Annotated in this window: 12 protein-coding genes; 3 read left to right on the forward strand and 9 right to left on the reverse strand. The window is 72.4% G+C overall.

Annotated features, from left to right (window positions below):
- Nucleotides 1–242 precede the first annotated feature (242 nt).
- Nucleotides 243–1526: a globin domain-containing protein gene (locus tag ACFYP4_RS25585; RefSeq protein ID WP_358850108.1), complete on the forward strand. Its 1284-nt coding sequence runs from the start codon at nucleotides 243–245 to the stop codon at nucleotides 1524–1526.
- 188 nt (nucleotides 1527–1714) lie between these two features.
- Here the strand turns inward: ACFYP4_RS25585 and ACFYP4_RS25590 are convergent, their stop codons facing one another.
- The 5 genes from ACFYP4_RS25590 to ACFYP4_RS25610 form a co-directional block, all read right to left on the reverse strand.
- Nucleotides 1715–2794, reverse strand: coding sequence for a nucleoside triphosphate pyrophosphohydrolase (locus ACFYP4_RS25590; protein WP_388788342.1), 1080 nt, complete (start codon nucleotides 2792–2794; stop codon nucleotides 1715–1717).
- Between the two features lie 129 nt (nucleotides 2795–2923).
- Nucleotides 2924–3583, reverse strand: a complete 660-nt coding sequence (locus tag ACFYP4_RS25595) for a SurA N-terminal domain-containing protein (protein ID WP_388788344.1) — start codon at nucleotides 3581–3583, stop codon at nucleotides 2924–2926.
- Nucleotides 3584–3819: 236 nt separating this feature from the next.
- The gene (locus tag ACFYP4_RS25600; RefSeq protein WP_358850105.1) at nucleotides 3820–5352 is read right to left on the reverse strand and encodes a serine/threonine-protein kinase; all 1533 of its coding nucleotides are present in this window, start codon (nucleotides 5350–5352) and stop codon (nucleotides 3820–3822) included.
- Complete coding sequence (locus ACFYP4_RS25605; RefSeq protein ID WP_388788348.1) at nucleotides 5349–5948, reverse strand: hypothetical protein; 600 nt, start codon at nucleotides 5946–5948, stop codon at nucleotides 5349–5351. Before ACFYP4_RS25605 ends, ACFYP4_RS25600 begins: the two co-directional genes overlap by 4 nt.
- A 121-nt stretch (nucleotides 5949–6069) precedes the next feature.
- Nucleotides 6070–8145, reverse strand: a complete 2076-nt coding sequence (locus tag ACFYP4_RS25610; RefSeq protein WP_358850103.1) for an N-6 DNA methylase — start codon at nucleotides 8143–8145, stop codon at nucleotides 6070–6072.
- 222 nt (nucleotides 8146–8367) lie between these two features.
- On the opposite strand from ACFYP4_RS25610, the gene ACFYP4_RS25615 reads away from it, so the two are divergent.
- Nucleotides 8368–9099 carry a hypothetical protein gene (locus ACFYP4_RS25615; protein ID WP_388788351.1) on the forward strand — a complete coding sequence of 244 codons (732 nt, stop codon included), beginning with the start codon at nucleotides 8368–8370 and terminating at the stop codon, nucleotides 9097–9099.
- A 90-nt stretch (nucleotides 9100–9189) separates the two neighbouring features.
- Here the strand turns inward: ACFYP4_RS25615 and ACFYP4_RS25620 are convergent, their stop codons facing one another.
- Nucleotides 9190–9903 (reverse strand): HNH endonuclease family protein, encoded by a 714-nt coding sequence (locus ACFYP4_RS25620; protein ID WP_388788354.1) that lies wholly within the window; start codon nucleotides 9901–9903, stop codon nucleotides 9190–9192.
- A 159-nt stretch (nucleotides 9904–10062) separates the two neighbouring features.
- Here ACFYP4_RS25620 and ACFYP4_RS25625 point away from each other — a divergent pair, with 159 nt between their 5' ends.
- Nucleotides 10063–10242 (forward strand): antitoxin, encoded by a 180-nt coding sequence (locus ACFYP4_RS25625; protein ID WP_358850100.1) that lies wholly within the window; start codon nucleotides 10063–10065, stop codon nucleotides 10240–10242.
- Between the two features lie 188 nt (nucleotides 10243–10430).
- Here ACFYP4_RS25625 and mfd read toward each other — a convergent pair whose 3' ends face one another.
- The 3 genes from mfd to ACFYP4_RS25640 all read right to left on the reverse strand — a co-directional run bounded on the left by mfd (nucleotide 10431) and on the right by ACFYP4_RS25640 (nucleotide 17629).
- Nucleotides 10431–13964: a transcription-repair coupling factor gene (gene mfd, locus ACFYP4_RS25630; protein WP_388788358.1), complete on the reverse strand. Its 3534-nt coding sequence runs from the start codon at nucleotides 13962–13964 to the stop codon at nucleotides 10431–10433.
- Between the two features lie 315 nt (nucleotides 13965–14279).
- Nucleotides 14280–16844 (reverse strand): ABC transporter permease, encoded by a 2565-nt coding sequence (locus ACFYP4_RS25635; RefSeq protein WP_388788361.1) that lies wholly within the window; start codon nucleotides 16842–16844, stop codon nucleotides 14280–14282.
- Nucleotides 16841–17629, reverse strand: coding sequence for an ABC transporter ATP-binding protein (locus tag ACFYP4_RS25640; RefSeq protein WP_358850097.1), 789 nt, complete (start codon nucleotides 17627–17629; stop codon nucleotides 16841–16843). The genes ACFYP4_RS25635 and ACFYP4_RS25640 overlap by 4 nt, the downstream gene beginning before the upstream one ends.
- Between the last annotated feature and the right edge of the window lie 421 nt (nucleotides 17630–18050).

Genomic DNA, 18050 nt, shown 5'->3' on the forward strand with positions numbered 1-18050 from the left:
AGACGGCGGGGGCGCCGGGGGACGGCGGGGGCGCCGGGAGACGGCGGGGTGCCAGGAGACGGCGGGGGCGCCGGGAGACGGCGGGAGTGCCGGAAGACGGCGGGGGTGCCGGGAGACGGCAAGAGCTGTCCGGGAGGCGGAGACCGGACAGCTCCACCGCCCGCAAGGACGCTTTGCCCCGGACCGTCCGTAAATCGGCCGTGACTTGACTTGGCGGATCGGGAACTCCCTACATTCCGCCCGTGGACCCCGAGATACTCAGATCCAGCTTCGCGGTCGTCGAGAGACGGGCCGAGTTCGCGGTCAAGTACTTCTACTCTCACCTGTTCCGTCACCATCCGGACGTCCGCGAGCTGTTCCCGCTGGACTTCCCGGAGGACATGGAGCGGCAGCGGGACCGGCTCTTCGCGGCGCTCACCCATGTCGTGGGGCGGCTGGAGGACCCGGCGCTCGCGGCATACCTGGGCGAGCTCGGACGGGACCACCGGAAGTACCTGGCTCAGCCGCGGCACTACGCGGCCGTGGGGACGAGCCTGCTCGCCGCGTTCGCCGCCGTCGCGGGGCCGGCCTGGAACGCGGAGGTCGAGAAGGCCTGGGGCGAGGCGTACGAGACGATCGCGGACGCGATGCTCCGGGGCGCCTCGCGGGCCGAGGACGACGGGGAGCCGCCGTGGTGGGACGCCGAGGTCCTCGCACGCCGGTGCTTCGGTCAGGACGTCGTCGTGCTGACCCTGCGGCCGGTCCGGCCGCTCGCCCATCTTCCGGGCCAGTACGTCAGCGTCAGCGTCCCCTGCTTACCGGGCATATGGCGTCCCTACTCGGTCGGCAACGCACCCCGGCCCGACCACACCCTCGACCTCCACGTCAGCCGCGTCGAGGAGGGGCTGCTGTCCACGGCCCTGGTGCGGCGGACCCGGGTCGGGGACCTGCTCCGGCTCGGCGCGCCGAGCGGCGGGCTCACCCTGCGGCCCCCGGAGGACCGGCCCGTCACCTTCATCGCAGCCGGGACCGGCTGGGCGCCCGTCAAGGCGCTCCTGGAACAGCTGGTGCGGCTCGAACGGCCCGAGCGCACCGAGCACACCGGGCGGATCGCGCGGGCCGGGACCGCGGGCCGGGACGGGGCGCCCTACGACTCCCGGCTCTTCGTCGTCGCCCGCGATCTCGCCCACGTCTACGACCGCTCCGCCATCGAGAAGTTACGGGCCCGGCTCCCCCGGCTGGTCGTCACCTTCATCACGCCCGCGCCGGGCCGGCCCAGGGCGCAGGCCACCGAGCGGCTGCTCACGGCCCTCGGCAACCGGGCCAACTGGGCCCAGCACGACGTCTATCTCGCCGGACCGGCCAAGCTCGTCGAGGAGGTCGGCGACGCGCTTCCCGCGCTCGGCACCGCGCCCGAGCGGATCTTCCACGATCTCCTGCCGTCCGCCGGGGAGTGCGGCATCCGGCCGTCGGGCCCCGCCGAGTGGTTCCTGGCCCGGCACCGGCCGAGCTGGCACAACCCGGCGAGCCGCGAACCCGGCCACTGACCGGCCCCGGCACCCGGGAACGACACCGGGCGACCGGACACGGCACCCGCGGACCACACCCCTGGGCGGCCGGCCGCAGCACCACCGCCTGCACGCCGCCCGTGAAGCCGCCGGACAGGCTCGGTGCCCTTCCGTCCGGCCTCGCCCCCCGGTGCCCGCAGAGCTCTGCGCCCGTCGGCACACGGCCCTCAGCGCTCGGCCGTGCCCCCGGCCTCCGCCGCCTCCGTCGCCCGGATCGCGTCCCGGTAGGCCCGCGCCGCCGCCCGCAGGGCCGTCTCCGGGTCGACGCCCGCCGCCTCCGCGCGCGCGGCGGCGGCCAGCAGCTCGTAGCCGACGCCCTCCCCCCGGGGTATCGGGACGTCGAGGCCGGCCGTGCGCACACGTGAGGCGAGCTTCGCCGCCAGGGCCAGGCCCGGCTGCCCGAGGGGGATTCCCTCCGTCACGGACGTCCGACGCTTCTCCTGCGCCTTCGTGCGCAGCCAGTGCGCCTTGACCTCCTCGGGGGTCGAGGCGCACTCGTCGCCGAAGACGTGGGGGTGGCGGTGGATGAGCTTGGTGACGATGCCGCCCGCCACGTCGTCGATCGAGAAGGGCTCGGTGCCGTCCCCGGGGCGTCCCTCCTCGGCGATCCGCGCGTGGAAGACGACCTGGAGCAGCACGTCGCCGAGTTCCTCCCGCAGCTCGTCCCGGTCGCCCTCCTCGATGGCCTCCACCAGCTCGTACGCCTCCTCGAGGCCGTACTTCGCCAGGCCCTCGTGGGTCTGCCGGGACGACCAGGGGCACTCGACGCGGATACGGTCCATGACCTGGACGAGGTCGAGGAGGCGGGCGCCGGGAAGGTCGTACGACGCGGGGAGCAGCTCCAGCTCCGGCATCTGTACGCGGCCGGATCCGGCGAGCCGGGCGAGTCCGTCGGTCAGCCGCGGCTCGCCCTCGCCGGTGGCGACGACGACCACCGTGCGGCCGCCGGAGCACTGGTCGAGCAGGTCCTCGGCGGCCGGTGAGGCCTCGTCGACCGTGATGCCCGCTTCGCGCAGGTACGGCAGCTGCGGGTGGGTGCCGTCCGCGCACAGGACTCGGTCGGCCGCGTGCAGCGCCTGCCAGGCGGGCCAGGACAGCAGCCCGGGGGCGACGCGGTGGCTGGTGGTGAGCAGGACGATACGGCCGGACGCCGGGGCGTCCCCCCCGGGCACGGGGGTGTCACGGCCGGGTGCGCCGGCATCGGAGCCGCGCGCGTTCGGGTCGCCGTCGAGGCTGGTTGCGTTCACCCCTCGAACGTAACCCACCGGGCCGGCGCCCCCGCCGGTTGTCCACAGGTCAGCGGGCCGTCCGCCGTGACCGCGGGCAACCGGCTGAACCGTTTGTCCAGAGCCCGGCGGGCCGGTGGCCGCACCGACCTACGCGGGCTTCGCGGCCTCCGCCGTGACCTCGCGCAGCCACGGGGTCTTCGCGTCGGCGCGGCTGCTCTTCTCGACGTCCCAGGTGCCGTAGCGCGGGTTCAGGTCGACGTGGAGCTTCTTGGAGGCGTCGGACAGGGCCTTCCAGAACGTGGCCTTGCCCGCCTCGGTGTTCATGTCGGCGCCGAGCGCGGCGGCGAGCTTCTGCGCCTCGATCTCGGTGCGGAGGCTGTCGTCGAGGCGCTGGGGGGCCACGCCGTACTGCTGGAGCCAGGCCGTCTCCAGCGCCTTGGCGCCGCCCGCCTGCTGCTCCAGTCCCGCCCGCATCCGCTGGGTGTCCTTGCGGCTGACGCTCACGCCCGCGTCCTTCGCCGCACGCGCCAGGACCTGGTCCAGGACGAGGCTGTGCAGGGTGTCGCGGGTCAGGCTGCCGGTCTTGGCGATCGCCTGCTCGTACTGCGCGTCGTCCTTGGTGGCGGCGCGCTGTGCCACGCGTACCTCGTTCACCCGGTTCTCCAGCTGGCCGACGGTGATCCGCCGGCCGTCCACGACGGCCGCGGCGCCGGGGTGCGCGTCGCTTCCGCAGGCGGTGAGAAGAGGAGCCGCGGCGATGAGCGCGGCGGAGAGAACGAGCGCGGAACGACGACGGCGGCGGTGCAAGGAGGCCTCCCGAGGAGATGGTGAAGACAGGTGCGACACGCGGCGTCTCGTTATGGGTGGTGGCCGGGTGACGGGCGGGCGCACAAGGTCTTGCGGTGATCGATGTTAGGCAGTGGCTCAGCTCTCGGCCACCCATTCGACCAACGATTCGCGAGGACTTCGGGCACCCCCTCCGCACCGGCACGTACGCCGCCGGCCGGCGGGCAGGCCCGCGGAGCGCCGGGACGGTGTCCCGCTCAGCCGCGGACCTGCCCCAGCCACTGCAGCGTCCGGCGGACCTCGGCCGCCATCGGATGCCCGGGCCCCCGCAGCCGTTCCACGTCGTGCAGCAGCCGGGCCAGCGTGTCGTGGGCGGCGGGGCGGTCACCGAGCGCGAGCAGCAAGTGCCCGATGCGGCGGCGCACTTCGAGGGAGAGCTCGGGATCACCCGCGACGTACTGGTTCTCGTAGTACGGGAGCAGGGCGCGGTACTCCGCGAGCGCGGCGGCCGGTTCGCCGAGCTGTTCGAGGCACTGGGCGGCCTCGTAGCGGAAGCGCAGCGACTGGGTGTCGGCCTGTCCGGCCTCCGCGGCCCGCTCGTCGGCGAGACGGCGCAGCTCGGGCAGGGCGCGGCGGTACTGACCGTCGTCCATGAGGGTGGCCGCGTACTGCTTGCGCAGGGTGCGTACGACGGGTGAGTGCTCGCCGTGCTGGGCGGCGGCGGCCGGGAGGATCGCGCCGAGGATGTCGACGGCCTGGGTGATGCGCCCCTCGCCGAGCAGCCGCTTGACCTCGTCGACGGCGCCGGCGACATCGGGCTTCTCGGCGGCGGGGGTGGAGGCCGTCACGGTCGGCTGGGGCGCCGGGATGCGGGCGCGGTCCGGCCAGGGGGCGTGCGGACGCAGGAAGGGGCGCGTGGGGTCGAGCGGGGCACCCGACGGCATGCCGCGCGCCGGCAGCAGCGGGAGGAGCTGCTCGTACGTCTCCTGCGCGGAGTCCGGGCGGTGCTGCGGGTCCTTGGCCAGCAGGCGCAGCACCAGGCGCTCCAGGGCCTCGGGGACCTCGGGCCGCAGCCGGCGCACCGGGAGCGGCGGCTCGTAGAGGTGGCGGTGCAGGACGCCGAGGGCGGTGGACCCGGAGAACGGCACGTCCCCGCTGAGGAGTTCGTGCAGCAGCACACCGAGCGCGTACAGGTCGGTGTACGGGCCGACCGCGCCGCCCATCGCCTGCTCGGGGGCCATGTAGGCGGGGCTGCCGATGGGCGAACCGGTGTGGGTGAGCCGGGTGGTGTCGGTGTCCATCACGGAGGCCACGCCGAGGTCGAGGACGGTGACCGTGCCGTCCTGCTTGACCATCACGTTCCGCGGCTTCAGGTCGCGGTGGACGATCGGCACGGCGTGCACGGCGGAGAGCACCGCGCACAGCTGCGCCGCGACCGCGACCGCCCACGGCCACGGGTAGGGGTCGTGTTCGGCGAGGTGGTCGGAGAGGTCGGCGCCGTCGACGTACTGCATGACGAGGAACAGCTCCTCGCCCTCGCTGCCCGCGTCGTGGACGGTGACCAGGCCCGGGTGGTCGACCTGGGCGGTGACCCGGCACTCGCGCACGAAGCGGCGGCGCAGCTCGTCGGCCTCCTGGCCCGCGACCTTGTCGGGGCGCAGCAGTTTGACGGCGACGCGCCGGTCCAGGCGCTGGTCGTAGGCCGTCCAGACCTGGCCCATGCCGCCCTGCCCGATCAGCGTGGACAGTTCGTAGCGGTCGCCGACCACGCGCCCCGTCGCCACGCTCATCTGCCGTCCTCGTGGGTGCCGTCGTGCTTGCGCAGGTAGTCGCTGAGCTCGTCGAGTTCGGCACGGACCTGGTCGATGCGGGCGGGCGCGGGACGCGTGGGCGGCTGCGGCACGGGAGTCGCCGGGACGGGCGTGTGCGGCAGGGGGGCCTGGGGCACGGGGGTCGGCCGGTGCGCGACGGAGTACGGCGACGCGGGCTGCGGGTAGCCGTAGTGCGGGGTGTGGGGCTGCGGCGGCAGGTACCCGACGGGGCTCGGCCGCTGGTGGTGCCGGATGTCGGCGAACAGGAACCAGGCGGTGCAGGCGGCGGCGTTGAGCAGCAGGATGATCATGCCGGTGTTGCCGTTCGGGCTGCTGAAGTCGTCGGTGTGGTCGGTGCTGAGGAACGCGAAGCTGATGCCGAGGACCACGAGGGACCCGACGAACATCCACCAGTGCGCGGCGCGGCGGGTGACGATCGCGACCCGCAGCGGCGAGACCCACGCCAGGAACCCGATCGTCAGCAGGGGCACTGCCGCGAAGATGACGCGCAGCACGACCAGCGTCCCGGTCGAGGGCCGCTTCGGCGGAGGCGGCGCGTAGCCGTGGCCGTGCATGGCTGCTCCTGAATGCCTGGTGGGGTGGACGGGTGAGCTGGAAGTCCGAGCGTATAGGCCGACAAGCACTACCGGTCCCGGGTTGTACCGAACCGTTGTCGTGCTGATCACTTCGTCCGCCTCAAGGGGACTCGGGCGCGACCGTCCCGTCCGTCAGCCCGTCGTACATGCCCCGCACGAGTTGCTCGCCCAGGCGGCCCGCGAGCCTGAGGGCGTCCTCGAACTCGGCGAGTGCCCGGAACCGTTCGCCGTAGCGGCGCTGCTGGTCGAACGGCAGCCGGGGCAGCTGGAGGCGGCGCACGTCGAGCCGGGTGGCGGTGGACGCGTAGCTGCTGGCCTGCCGGGTGTTGGCGGTGCCGCGCAGGAACCCGGCCAGGAACCACGGGTCGAGCGCGGCCGGGTCGGGGCGCAGCAGCGTGAGATTGCGCCCGAGGGCGGCTCCGGCGGTCTCCTCGTCGATCACGCGCGCGACCGCGCCGCCGCCGAGCACGGGGACGACGACGTCACCCGCCGCCACCAGCACGGCTTCCTCCTCCCCCTCGGGCAGGACACCGGAGGGGGCGGTCCCGGCGACGACGTCGTGGTCGGTGAGCACGGGCACGCGCGCGGGGGCGCTGCTTCCGCCGGTGCGCAGCAACAGGGCGCCGCCGCGCGCCAGTTCGCCGACGGTGGTGAGCGGCCAGCGCGCCGGGTCCGCGTCGGTGTCGGGCCGCGGGGCGAGGTCGGCGGTGAGCCGGAGGGTCTCGCCGAGGCGTTCGCGTACCGTCGCGAGCCGTTCGGCGCCCCCGGCCTCGGCGGGCGGCGGCAGATGACGGGCGGGGGCCAGGTCCACGTCGTCGTCGAGGAGGTCGATGACGGGGACGGAGCGGCTGAGTCCGGGGCGCTCGGGTGCCGTGCCGGTGCGTTCGAAGGGTCGCCAGGCGTCGAGGACGGCGGTGCGCACGGTCTGCCAGTCGAAGCCGGCCCGGCCTCCCCCGGTCTCCCGGACCCGCTCCGCCCCGGAACCGGCTCCCTCGGCGTGCGCGGCGGTGTCGGCGAGCAGCACCTCGGGGTGGGCGGGCGCCTTCCCGGGGCGGCGCAGCACCCACAGGTGCAGCGGGATGTTGTACGGGGGTGCCGCGCCGGCCGGCAGGGCGATCACCGCGCGCAGGGCTCCCCGGCGGAGCAGGTCGGCGCGGATCCGGCGGCCGGAGCGGCGGGAGGCGACGGCGGGCGGCATGAGCAGGACGGCGGTGCCGCCCTCCCCGAGGCGGGCGAGCGCGTGCTGGACCCAGGCCAGCTCGGACTCGGTGCGGGCCGGGAAGCCGTACTCCCAGCGGGCGTCGTAGGCGAGTTCGTCGTGGCCCCAGTTGCGTTCGTTGAACGGCGGGTGGCACAGCACGACGTCGGCGCGCAGCGTCTGGTGGGCATCCGCGCGCAGGCTGTCGTCGACGGCGGTGCGGACGGTGGCCCGGGTGTGCAGGGCGAGGCGGATGGCGCTCAGCGCGGCGAGTTCGGGGGCGCTGTCCTGGCCGTACAGCTGCTGGCCGGGTGCCGGGGCGACGGCTCTCAGGAGGGCGCCGGTGCCGCAGGCCGGGTCCAGCACGGTCCGGGCGGGGCCGGCGAGTTCGGCCATGAGGGCGGCGAGGTCGCCGGGCGTGAGCGTGTACTGCCTCGGGTTGGCGTCGAGGTGCCGTCCGAGCAGGAACTCGTACGTCTGCCGGGCACCCAGCTCGGCCGCGAGTTCGGCGGCGCCGCGCAGGAGGGGCGCCGACGGGAGGAGTTCGGCGGTGGACGGGGTGGGCACGGCGCGTGCGCGGGCGGTGCCGAAGCGCGGGGTGAGCACCTGTTCGAGCGCGGCGGGGAGCTGCTCGGCGAGGTGTTCGTCGGAGGTGGCGCCGAGTTCGAGCCACACCGGGGGGCGGTCGTGGATGAGCAGGAGGGCGCACCCCGCGTGCACCAGGGCGGTGACCGGGCCTCCGGGGTGGCCCGCCAGGTGCTGCCACACGCGCTCCCGCAGCGGGACCTCGGCGAGTTTGCCCTGGGCGCGCAGCCACTCCTCGACCTCGGCGAGCGCGAAGGAGGGGCTGGTCTCGGTGCCGCCGACCGGCCTGGGGAAGTCGGCGTGGCGGCGGCGCCAGTTGCTGACGGCCGCGCGGCCGACCCCGGCGAGCCGCGCGATACCGGCGGCGGTCACCTCTGTCCCGTTCTCCTGCACCGCCCGGCTCCCCTCTACCTGGTGTGTGGCGTCGAGCATACCGACGTATGCAAGATCTACCGGTTCACGAGCGTGTACACAAGGACACCCGTGAACCGTGTTGACTCGGTTCACAACCTCTGCTGTGATTGACCTATGCACGGCCCGCCGCCGCGGTGCTCCCACGCAGCGCGTCAGTCGGTCCCGATGCCACCCATGCCGCTCTCACTCCGAGGAACTCCCATGCGCCGAACCGCACTTGCCGCTCTCTGCCTCGCCGCCGCGGCCACCGTCAGCCTCACCGGCTGCGGCGAGGACAAGGCGGACGGCCCGTTCGCCGGACTCTCCGGCGGCGAGATAGCCGACCGGGCCGTGAAGGCGACGAAGGGCGCCACGTCGCTCCGCATGAAGGGGGACGTCGCCGACGAGGAGAGCGGCGGCACCATCCGGATCGACATCGCGCTGGACAAGAAGGGCAACTGCGCCGGCACGATGAGCGCCGGCGGCGAGGGCGAGGCCGACCTCATCAAGTCCGGCGACACCCTCTACATGCGGTACGACGAGACCTTCCTGCGCGAGCAGAGCAAAGGCGAGCCGAAGGACGAGACCGACAGCGTCGTCGAGATGATGGCGGGCAAGTGGACCAAGATGTCCGCGGCCGGCGGGGACGCCAAGGAGATCCAGAGCCTCTGCGACCTCGACACGGTGCTCTCCGAGGCCGGTGACGTGAACTCCGACGCCACCCGGGGCAAGACGTCGTCCGTCGACGGCACTCCGGCGATCGTCCTGCACGAGAAGGACGGCAAGGACCGCGCCACCATCTACGTGGCGACCAAGGGCAAGCCCTACCTCCTGAAGGTCGACAGCAAGTCCGCCAAGGACCCGGGCACGCTGACCTTCAGCGACTACAACAAGCCGGTCCCCGCCGAGGCCCCCAAGGGCAAGGTCATGGACCTGGACAAGATGGGCGGCTGAGCGCCCGCCCGCAGGACGCCGGCCGCAAAGGCGTCACCCTCGTCACCCCGGTCACCCAGGACGGCCGGCCCATGACCGCACCGCGGGCGGTCAGCCCGCGTGGAAGCGCTCCGGTGCCCGCGTGGGACTGCCGCCCGCGGGGAGTTTCTGGCCGGGACAGCCCGACAGGACCCGCTTCATGGCGGCCTTCTCGGCGCCGGTGACCCAGAGCCCGTACTTCTTCTTCACGGCCACCTGGGCGGCGACATACGTGCAGCGGTAACGCTTGTTCGGCGGAAGCCAGGTCGCCGTGTCGCCGTCCCCCTTGCTGCGGTTGCGCCCGGCGTCGACCGCGAGGAGGTTGAGCGGGTCGTTGGCCAGGGCGATGCGCTTGCTCGCGTCCCACTTCTGGGCGCCCTTCTGCCAGGCGTCGGAGAGCGCCACCAGGTGATCTATGTCCACCTGGCTCCGTCCGCGCGCGAACGTCACCTCCTTGCCGGTGTACGGATCCGGGTCGAGCGTCCCCGAGGACACCTTGCACGTGCCGTCGCTGAACTTCACGTCCTTCAGGTCCCGTTTGAGGATGTCGTCCCGGGTGTCACAGCGGTTGGAGTCCGTGTCGGCCCAGGCCGTGCCGAACCGCTCCCGGTCGAACCCGGTCCTGGGCGCGCGCCCCTTCACGGTCAGCGAGTCCACGGCGGTGAGGGCGGCACCGCCGACCGCCGTGTCCTCGGGCCCCGCGACGCCCGTCGCCTGCTCCTTGCAGCCGCTGACGGCGAACAGCACCAGAACAGCGGCGGTCACCCCACCCCTCAGACGCACCACGACGCCCCTCCCCTTGCCCTGCGGTACCGCCTGGAGCAGGCGGTTCTCCCTGGACACACCGTAGCGGCCACGGAGTCCCGGCCCTATCCCACCTCAACGGGCAATCACCCCGTGCCGGGCGTATCGTCGAGGGTGAGTCACCTATGGAAGGAGCTCTGGATGGGCATCTTCGACAGGTTCAAGAGCCACACGCGGGACAAGAGTCCGGACATGTCGGACGCCGCGGAGCGGGAAATCAACAAGCGGACCGGCGACAAGTACACGGACCAGGTCGACAAGGCCCAGCAACAGGCCGAGGACCGCATGCGGATGCATCGCGACAACCCCGACCGGCCGTAGCCGGCCGCACCGCCCGTACCGCCCGCCGGTCGATCCGATGCACGGACCCGGCCCCATGACGCACCGGCCCACGGACGGAACCACCGTGAGCCCAGAGGCCGCCCGGGAGATCCCCTCCCCCGGGCGGCCTCGCCGCGCGCGGCGTGGTGGTGCGCTCGGCCGGGATTCCGGGGCACCCCGGCGGGGGTCTACGACCCGAGGACCGTCGTCAGGAACTCGCCGGTCCAGCCGAGCAGATCCCTGCCGACCAGCGGCTTCCCGCCCACCTTCGCCGTCTTCGGGCGGGGCACCAGAAGCTGGTGGGCGGTCGGCTTGATGACCGTGCCCGGATAGAGCCGCTTGAGGCGCAGCTCCTGCGACTCGCGCAACTCCACCGGCGCGAAACGGATGTTCGTCCCCTGGAGGACGATCTCGCCGACACCGCACGCGCGCGCGAGCATCCGCAGGCCCGCGACCAGCAGCAGGTTCTCCACCGGCTCGGGCAACTTGCCGTAGCGGTCGACGAGTTCCTCACGGACCGCCTTGATGTCCTCCTCCGTGTTCGCGGAGGCGATGGCGCGGTACGCCTGCAGGCGCAGCCGCTCGCCGGGCGCGTAGTCGTGCGGGACGTGGGCGTCGACCGGGAGCTCGATCCTGACCTCCAGCGGGGGCTCCTCCTCCACTCCGCCTTCGAGAGCGGCGCGGTAGTCCGCCACCGCCTCGCCCACCATGCGGATGTACAGGTCGAAGCCGACGCCCGCGATGTGGCCCGACTGCTCGCCGCCGAGCAGGTTTCCGGCGCCCCGGATCTCCAGGTCCTTCATCGCCACGTACATGCCCGCGCCCATCTCCGTGTGCTGGGCGATGGTGGCGAGGCGCTCGTGCGCGGTCTCGGTGAGCGGCTTCTCCGGCGGGTACAGGAAGTAGGCGTAGCCGCGCTCCCGGCCGCGGCCCACCCGGCCGCGCAGCTGGTGCAGCTGCGACAGGCCGAAGTTGTCGCCGCGCTCCACGATCAGCGTGTTCGCGTTCGAGATGTCGATGCCGGACTCGACGATCGTCGTCGACACCAGCACGTCGAACCTCTTCTCCCAGAAGTCGACGACGACCTGCTCCAGCGCCTGCTCCCCCATCTGGCCGTGCGCCGTCGCGATGCGCGCCTCGGGGACGATCTCCCGCAGCCGGGCGGCGGCCCGGTCGATGGACTCGACCCGGTTGTGGATGTAGAAGACCTGGCCCTCGCGCAGCAGTTCGCGACGGACGGCCGCGCCGATCTGCTTCTCCTCGTACGGGCCGACGAAGGTCAGCACCGGGTGGCGCTCCTCCGGCGGGGTGGTGATCGTCGACATCTCGCGGATGCCCGTGACGGCCATCTCCAGCGTGCGGGGGATGGGGGTGGCGGACATCGTCAGGACGTCGACGTTCGCACGGAGCTTCTTCAGCTGCTCCTTGTGCTCGACACCGAACCGCTGCTCCTCGTCGACGATGACCAGGCCCAGGTCCTTGAACCTGGTCTCGGAGGAGAACAGCCGGTGGGTGCCGATGACGATGTCCACCGAACCGTCCCGCAGGCCCTCGAGGACCGCCTTCGCCTCGCTGTCCGTCTGGAAACGGGACAGGGCGCGCACGTTCACCGGGAACTGCGCGTACCGTTCGGAGAACGTCCCGAAGTGCTGCTGGACGAGCAGTGTCGTCGGGACGAGCACGGCCACCTGCTTGCCGTCCTGCACCGCCTTGAAGGCGGCCCGCACCGCGATCTCGGTCTTGCCGTACCCCACGTCACCGCAGACCAGGCGGTCCATCGGGACCGTCTTCTCCATGTCCTCCTTGACCTCGGCGATCGTGGTGAGCTGGTCCGGGGTCTCCGCGTACGGGAACGCGTCCTCCAGCTCGCGCTGCCAGGGCGTGTCGGGACCGAAGGCGTGGCCGGGGGCCGCCATCCGGGCCGAGTACAGCTTGATCAGGTCGGCGGCGATCTCCTTGACGGCCTTCTTGGCGCGCGCCTTGGTCTTCGTCCAGTCGGCGCCGCCCAGGCGGTGCAGCGTGGGCGCCTCCCCGCCGACGTACTTGGTGATCTGCTCCAGCTGGTCGGTGGGGATGTAGAGCCGGTCCCCGGGCTGGCCGCGCTTGGCGGGCGCGTACTCCACGACGAGGTACTCGCGGGTCGCGCCCTGGACGGTGCGCTGCACCATCTCGATGTAGCGGCCGACGCCGTGCTGCTCGTGGACGATGTAGTCGCCCGTCTCCAGCGTGAGCGGGTCGATGGTCTTGCGGCGGCGGGCCGGCATGCGCGCGCCGTCCCTGGTCGCCGAACGCTGGCCGGACAGGTCGGTCTCGGTCAGGACGGCCAGCTTCAGCCGCGGGTCCACGAAGCCGTGGTCGATCGAACCGCAGGACACATGGACGACGGAGGGGCTGAGGTCGGCCAGGTCCGTGTCGAGGCGGGCGGCGACGCCCTCACCGCCGAGGACCTCGACGGTGCGGGCGGCGGGGCCGTGGCCCTCGGTGACGAACACCGTGCGCCACCCGTCCGAGATCCAGCCCTTGGCGTCGGCGAGGGCGCGGGCGGTGTCGCCGCGGTAGGTCTCGGGGGCGTGCATGCCGAGCTTGAGGGTGGCGGCCGCGTCGAGTTCCTCGTCAGCGGCGAAGGGGCTCACCGACCACCACATCATGCCGAGCTCGCGGGCCCGCTCGCGGACGTCCGCGATGGAGCGGAGCGAGGCCGCGTCGAGGTCGATGGGGGCCTCACCGCCGCCGGCGGTCGCCGCCCAGGACGCCTGGAGGAACTCCTGCGACGTCGCAACCAGGTCCGAGGCGCGCGTCCGCACCCGCTCCGGGTCGCACACCACGGCCATCGAGCCCTTCGGAAGGACGTCGAGCAGCAGCTCCATGTCGTCGACCAGCACCGGCGCCAGGGACTCCATGCCCTCGACGGCGATGCCCTCGGCGATCTTGCCGAGCAGTTCGACCAGTTCCGGGTGGTCCACGGCGAGGGCCGCGGCCCGCTGCCGTACGTCGTCGGTGAGCAGCAGCTCGCGGCAGGGCGGGGCCCACAGCCCGTGGTCGGCGACCTCCAGGGAACGCTGGTCGGCGACCTTGAAGTAGCGGATCTCCTCGATGTCGTCGCCCCAGAACTCCACGCGGAGCGGGTGCTCCTCGGTGGGCGGGAAGACGTCCAGGATGCCGCCGCGGACCGCGAACTCGCCGCGCTTCTCGACGAGCTCGACCCGGGAGTACGCGGCTGCCGCCAGCGCGTGGACGACCTCGCCGAGGTCGGCGCTCTCGCCGCTGCGCAGCGCGACGGGCTCCAGGTCGCCCAAGCCCTTGACCTGCGGCTGGAGCACGGAGCGGATGGGGGCGACGACGACGGAGACCGGGCCGGTCTCCGGGTCGTCCTGCCGCGGGTGCGCGAGGCGGCGCAGCACGGCCAGGCGGCGGCCCACGGTGTCGCTGCGCGGGGAGAGCCGCTCGTGCGGGAGCGTCTCCCAGGACGGGTAGTCCACGACGCCGTCGGGCGGCAGGAGGGAGCGCAGCGCGGCGGCCAGGTCCTCCGCCTCGCGGCCGGTCGCCGTCACCGCGAGCACGGGGCGGCCGGTCTCGCGGGCCAGGGCCGCCACCGCGAAGGGGCGGGCCGCGGGGGGGCCGACCAGGTCGACGTGCATGCGGTTTCCGTCGGCTGCGGCCTTCACCGCTTCCGCGAGGGCGGCGTCCTTGACGACGGCGTCGAGCAGACCGTGCAGGCTCATGAAAGGCAATCCCGTCCGGGGGTGGGCAACGCGAAGCGCCCGGCGCGAAGTCTGGCCGGGGGCCTCCAGCGTACGTCGGTGTGGGCGGCGGCGCCGTGCCTGTGGACGACGGCCACGCCCGGCTCGCCTGGGGTCCCGGCCGCGCCCGGTGGGGGCGTGCGTCCCTGGGGGCTGCGCCCCCAGACCCCCTTCGCGCTCCGCGCTCGTCCTCGAACGCCGGACGGGCTGAAAACCACGACCTGGAAAGCCCGGTCCCGGAGAGCCTGGTGGCTCTCCGGGACCGGGCCTGATCCCCGTGACCCCCGTCCGCGGGGGCTATTCGGTGGCGATGGCGTTCAGGACGTTCATGCGGCCCGCGCGGAACGCCGGGATCATCGCGGCGAACAGGCCCACGAAGGCGGAGCCGATGAAGACGCCGATGATCGTCGGCCAGGGGATGTCCAGGACGTTGAGGCCCTCCAGGGCGAGGAGCTTCTGGGCGGTGGCACCCCAGCCCATGCCGAGGCCGAGGCCCAGCAGGGCGCCGAAGAGGGCGATGACGACGGACTCCAGGCGGATCATGCGGCGCAGCTGGCGGCGGGAGAGACCGATGGCGCGCATCAGGCCGATCTCGCGGGTGCGCTCGACGACCGAGAGGGCCAGCGTGTTCACCACGCCGAGGACGGCGACGATGATCGCGAGGGCGAGCAGGCCGTAGACCATGTTGAGGAGCTGGCCGACCTGGTCCTTCAGTTCCTGCTTGAAGTCCGTCTGGTCGCGGACCTGGTACTGCGGGTACGGCTTCATGGCCTTCTTGAGCGCCGCGTACGCCTGCTCCTCCTGGCCGGCCCTGGCGGAGGCGAACATGATCTCGTTGGGCGGGATCCGGTCCGCGGGGACGTACTTCTTCATGGTCGCAAGGCTCAGGTAGTGGGCGCCCTGGTCGATGGAGGTGTCGTCGTCGGTGATGGCGGCGACCTTCAGCCTGGCGGTCTCGCCGCCCTTGAAGGCGACGCTGACGGTGTCACCGACCTTCACGTGGTGCTTGGTCGCGTAGTCGGAGCCGACCGACATGGCGTCCTTGCCGTAGGCGTCCTTCAGCGTGCCGGAGGTCGTCTCGCGGCGCAGATCGTCGGCGTACGAGGGGTCGGCGGCGGTCACGCCGTCGTCGTCGCTCTTGCCGTCCGGGGAGGTCAGGGTGGCTTCGAGCGTCTTGTAGCGGGTGACGTGCTCGAGGCCCGGCGTGGACTGCATGGCCTTCTCTGCCTGGGGCACGATGCGCTGGTTGCCCTGGACGATGAAGTCCGCGCCGACCGTCTTGTCGAGTTCCTGGGTCGCCGAGGCCACCATGGAGGAGCCGACCACGGACAGGCAGGCGACCAGGGCGAGGCCGATCATCAGGGCCGCGCCGGTGGCGCCGGTGCGGCGCGGGTTGCGCAGCGCGTTGCGCTCGGCCATCCGCCCGACGGGGCCGAAGGCCCGCAGCAGGACCGCGCTGATGACCCGGACCACGCCGCCCGCGAGCAGCGGGCCGATGATCACGAACCCGATGAGGGTGAGCACCACGCCCGCGCCGAGGACCAGGGAGCCCTCGCTCGCCTTGTCCGCGGTGCCCGCGGCGTAGAGGGCGACCGTTCCGGCGCCGGTGAGGACCAGGCCGATCAGACCGCGTACGAGACCGGCCTTGCCGTCGGACGGCGTCCCGGCGTCGCGCAGGGCGGCCATCGGGGACACCTTGCCCGCGCGGCGGGCGGGGAGGTAGGCGGCGAAGACCGTGACGACGACGCCGAGGAGCAGTCCGGCCACGGGGGTCGTGGCCTTCACCGTCAGGTCGGAGGTGGAGAGGTTCATGCCCATGGACGACATGAGCTTCATCAGGCCGATCGCGATACCGACGCCCGCGCCGACGCCGAGGATCGAACCGACCACGCCGAGCAGCAGCGCCTCGACGAGCACGGAACGGTTGACCTGCTTGCGGGAGGAACCGATCGCCCGCATCAGGCCGATCTCGCGGGTGCGCTGCGCGACCAGCATCGAGAAGGTGTTGATGATCAGGAAGATGCCGACCAGGAACGCGATGCCGGCGAAGCCGAGCATGGCGTACTTGATGACACCCATGAAGGAGTCGACGTCCGAGCGGTTCTCGTCCGCGCTCTCCTTCTGCGTCTGCACCTTGTAGGTGCCGTCGAGTGCGGCGGCGACGTTCTTCTTCAGCCGGGCGTCGGTGACACCGGCGTCGGCCATCAGGTTGATGTGCGTGAACCGGCCGCTCTCACCGAGCAGTTCGCGCTGCGCGGTGGCGGTGTCGAAGTAGACGACGGAGGCACCGGGGTTGGTGACGGTGAAGGCGGCGATACCGACGATCCTCGCCTTGAAGTCACCGGTGACCGCGATGGTGCGCAGTTCGTCGCCGAGCTTCAGGTGGTGCTTGTCGGCGGTGTCGGAGTCGACCATCACCTCGGTGGGCCCGCGCGGCGCGTGCCCCTCGGTGATCTCCATCGAACGCAGGTCGTTCTTCGTCCAGTTGCCCGCGATGGTGGGCCCGCCGTTGGTGGACCCCATGTTCTCGTTGTCGCTGTCGACGACGGTCACGTTCAGCGAACTGACGGCACCCTCGGCGGACTTGACGCCCCGCACCTTCGCCGCCTCGGCCAGCGCGGAGGCGGGCATCGACTCCGGCTTGCCGTTCTGCGGGGTGTCGTTGGTCTTCGCCTCCTTCGGGGTGACGGTGACGTCGGAGGAGGTGGCCGCGAACAGCTTGTCGAAGGTCGTGTTCATCGTGTCGGTGAACACGAGCGTGCCGCAGACGAACGCCACCGACAGCAGCACCGCGACGGCCGACAGGGCCATGCGGCCCTTGTGCGCGAAGAAGTTGCGCATCGAGGTCTTGACGACGGTCATGACGTACGCCCCCGCGCGTCGAAGTCCTTCATGCGGTCCAGCACGGCTTCCGCGGTGGGCCGCTGCATCTCGTCGACGATGCGGCCGTCGGCGAGGTACAGCACCCGGTCCGCGTACGACGCCGCCACCGGGTCGTGGGTGACCATCACGATGGTCTGGCCCAGCTCGTCGACGGAGCGGCGCAGGAAGCCCAGCACCTCGGCGCCGGCCCGGGAGTCGAGGTTTCCGGTCGGCTCGTCACCGAAGATGATCTCGGGGCGGGCGGCGAGGGCCCGGGCGACCGCGACGCGCTGCTGCTGCCCGCCGGAGAGCTGGGTCGGCCGGTGCTTGAGGCGGTCGCCGAGACCGACCGTGTCGACGACCTGGCTCAGCCACGCCTTGTCGGGCTTGCGGCCTGCGATGTCCATCGGCAGCGTGATGTTCTCTATCGCGTTCAGCGTCGGCAGCAGGTTGAACGCCTGGAAGATGAAGCCGATCCGGTCCCGGCGCAGCTGGGTGAGCTTCTTGTCCTTGAGGCCGGTGATCTCCGTCTCGTCCAGGAAGATCTGCCCGGAGGTGACGGTGTCGAGTCCGGCGAGGCAGTGCATCAGCGTCGACTTGCCGGACCCCGAGGGGCCCATGATCGCGGTGAACCGGCTCCGCTCGATGTCGACGTCGACGTGGTCCAGGGCGACGACGCGGGTCTCCCCGGACCCGTACGCCTTCACGACCTGCCGCGCCCGGGCGGCAACGGCCGTACGCCCTCCAGTGCCCCCGTGCCTGGGAATGGTCACAGCCGTTGTCACGTAAGTCTCCTATGTCGGTCAGCGGTGAGCGAAGAGATGCCGTGGTCGCATCCCGGTACCGCGGGTGGATCGTGCTGCTCGGTACGTGGATCAGTCTGGTGGCGGCAGGGGGTCGGGCGCGCTGGTGCGCAGCGCACTCTTCACCTGGGGAAAACCCCACCCCCGGGGGTGCGGCCCGCCCGACCCGAGCGGGTCCCGGCCCGCTCCCCAGCGGCATAAAGCCAGGTTAAGGACGATCACCGTCCCCTCTCGTCCTCCGCCGGGACGAACCCTCCCCGAGCCCTGGTGGGGAGGTACCCCTAGGGGCACTCCACCCTTCGGTGGAGTAGTTCTCGGGGTTGCCTCCACCCGCGGGCCCATGCAGCGTCCACCCTGCCGCTGCGTGAGGGTCAAGTGAGAGGGTGTCGGCGGCAGATAGGTG

The sequence above is a fragment of the Streptomyces sp. NPDC005551 genome (assembly GCF_042871785.1).
Lineage (GTDB): Bacteria > Actinomycetota > Actinomycetes > Streptomycetales > Streptomycetaceae > Streptomyces.

Coding starts and splice junctions, on each gene's coding strand:
- ACFYP4_RS25600 (WP_358850105.1), bottom strand. CDS start 5,352: ATGAGCGTGGCGACGGGGCGCGTGGTCGGCGACCGCTACGAACTGTCC.
- ACFYP4_RS25605 (WP_388788348.1), bottom strand. CDS start 5,948: ATGCACGGCCACGGCTACGCGCCGCCTCCGCCGAAGCGGCCCTCGACC.
- ACFYP4_RS25615 (WP_388788351.1), top strand. CDS start 8,368: ATGCGCCGAACCGCACTTGCCGCTCTCTGCCTCGCCGCCGCGGCCACC.
- ACFYP4_RS25625 (WP_358850100.1), top strand. CDS start 10,063: ATGGGCATCTTCGACAGGTTCAAGAGCCACACGCGGGACAAGAGTCCG.
- mfd (WP_388788358.1), bottom strand. CDS start 13,964: ATGAGCCTGCACGGTCTGCTCGACGCCGTCGTCAAGGACGCCGCCCTC.
- ACFYP4_RS25635 (WP_388788361.1), bottom strand. CDS start 16,844: ATGACCGTCGTCAAGACCTCGATGCGCAACTTCTTCGCGCACAAGGGC.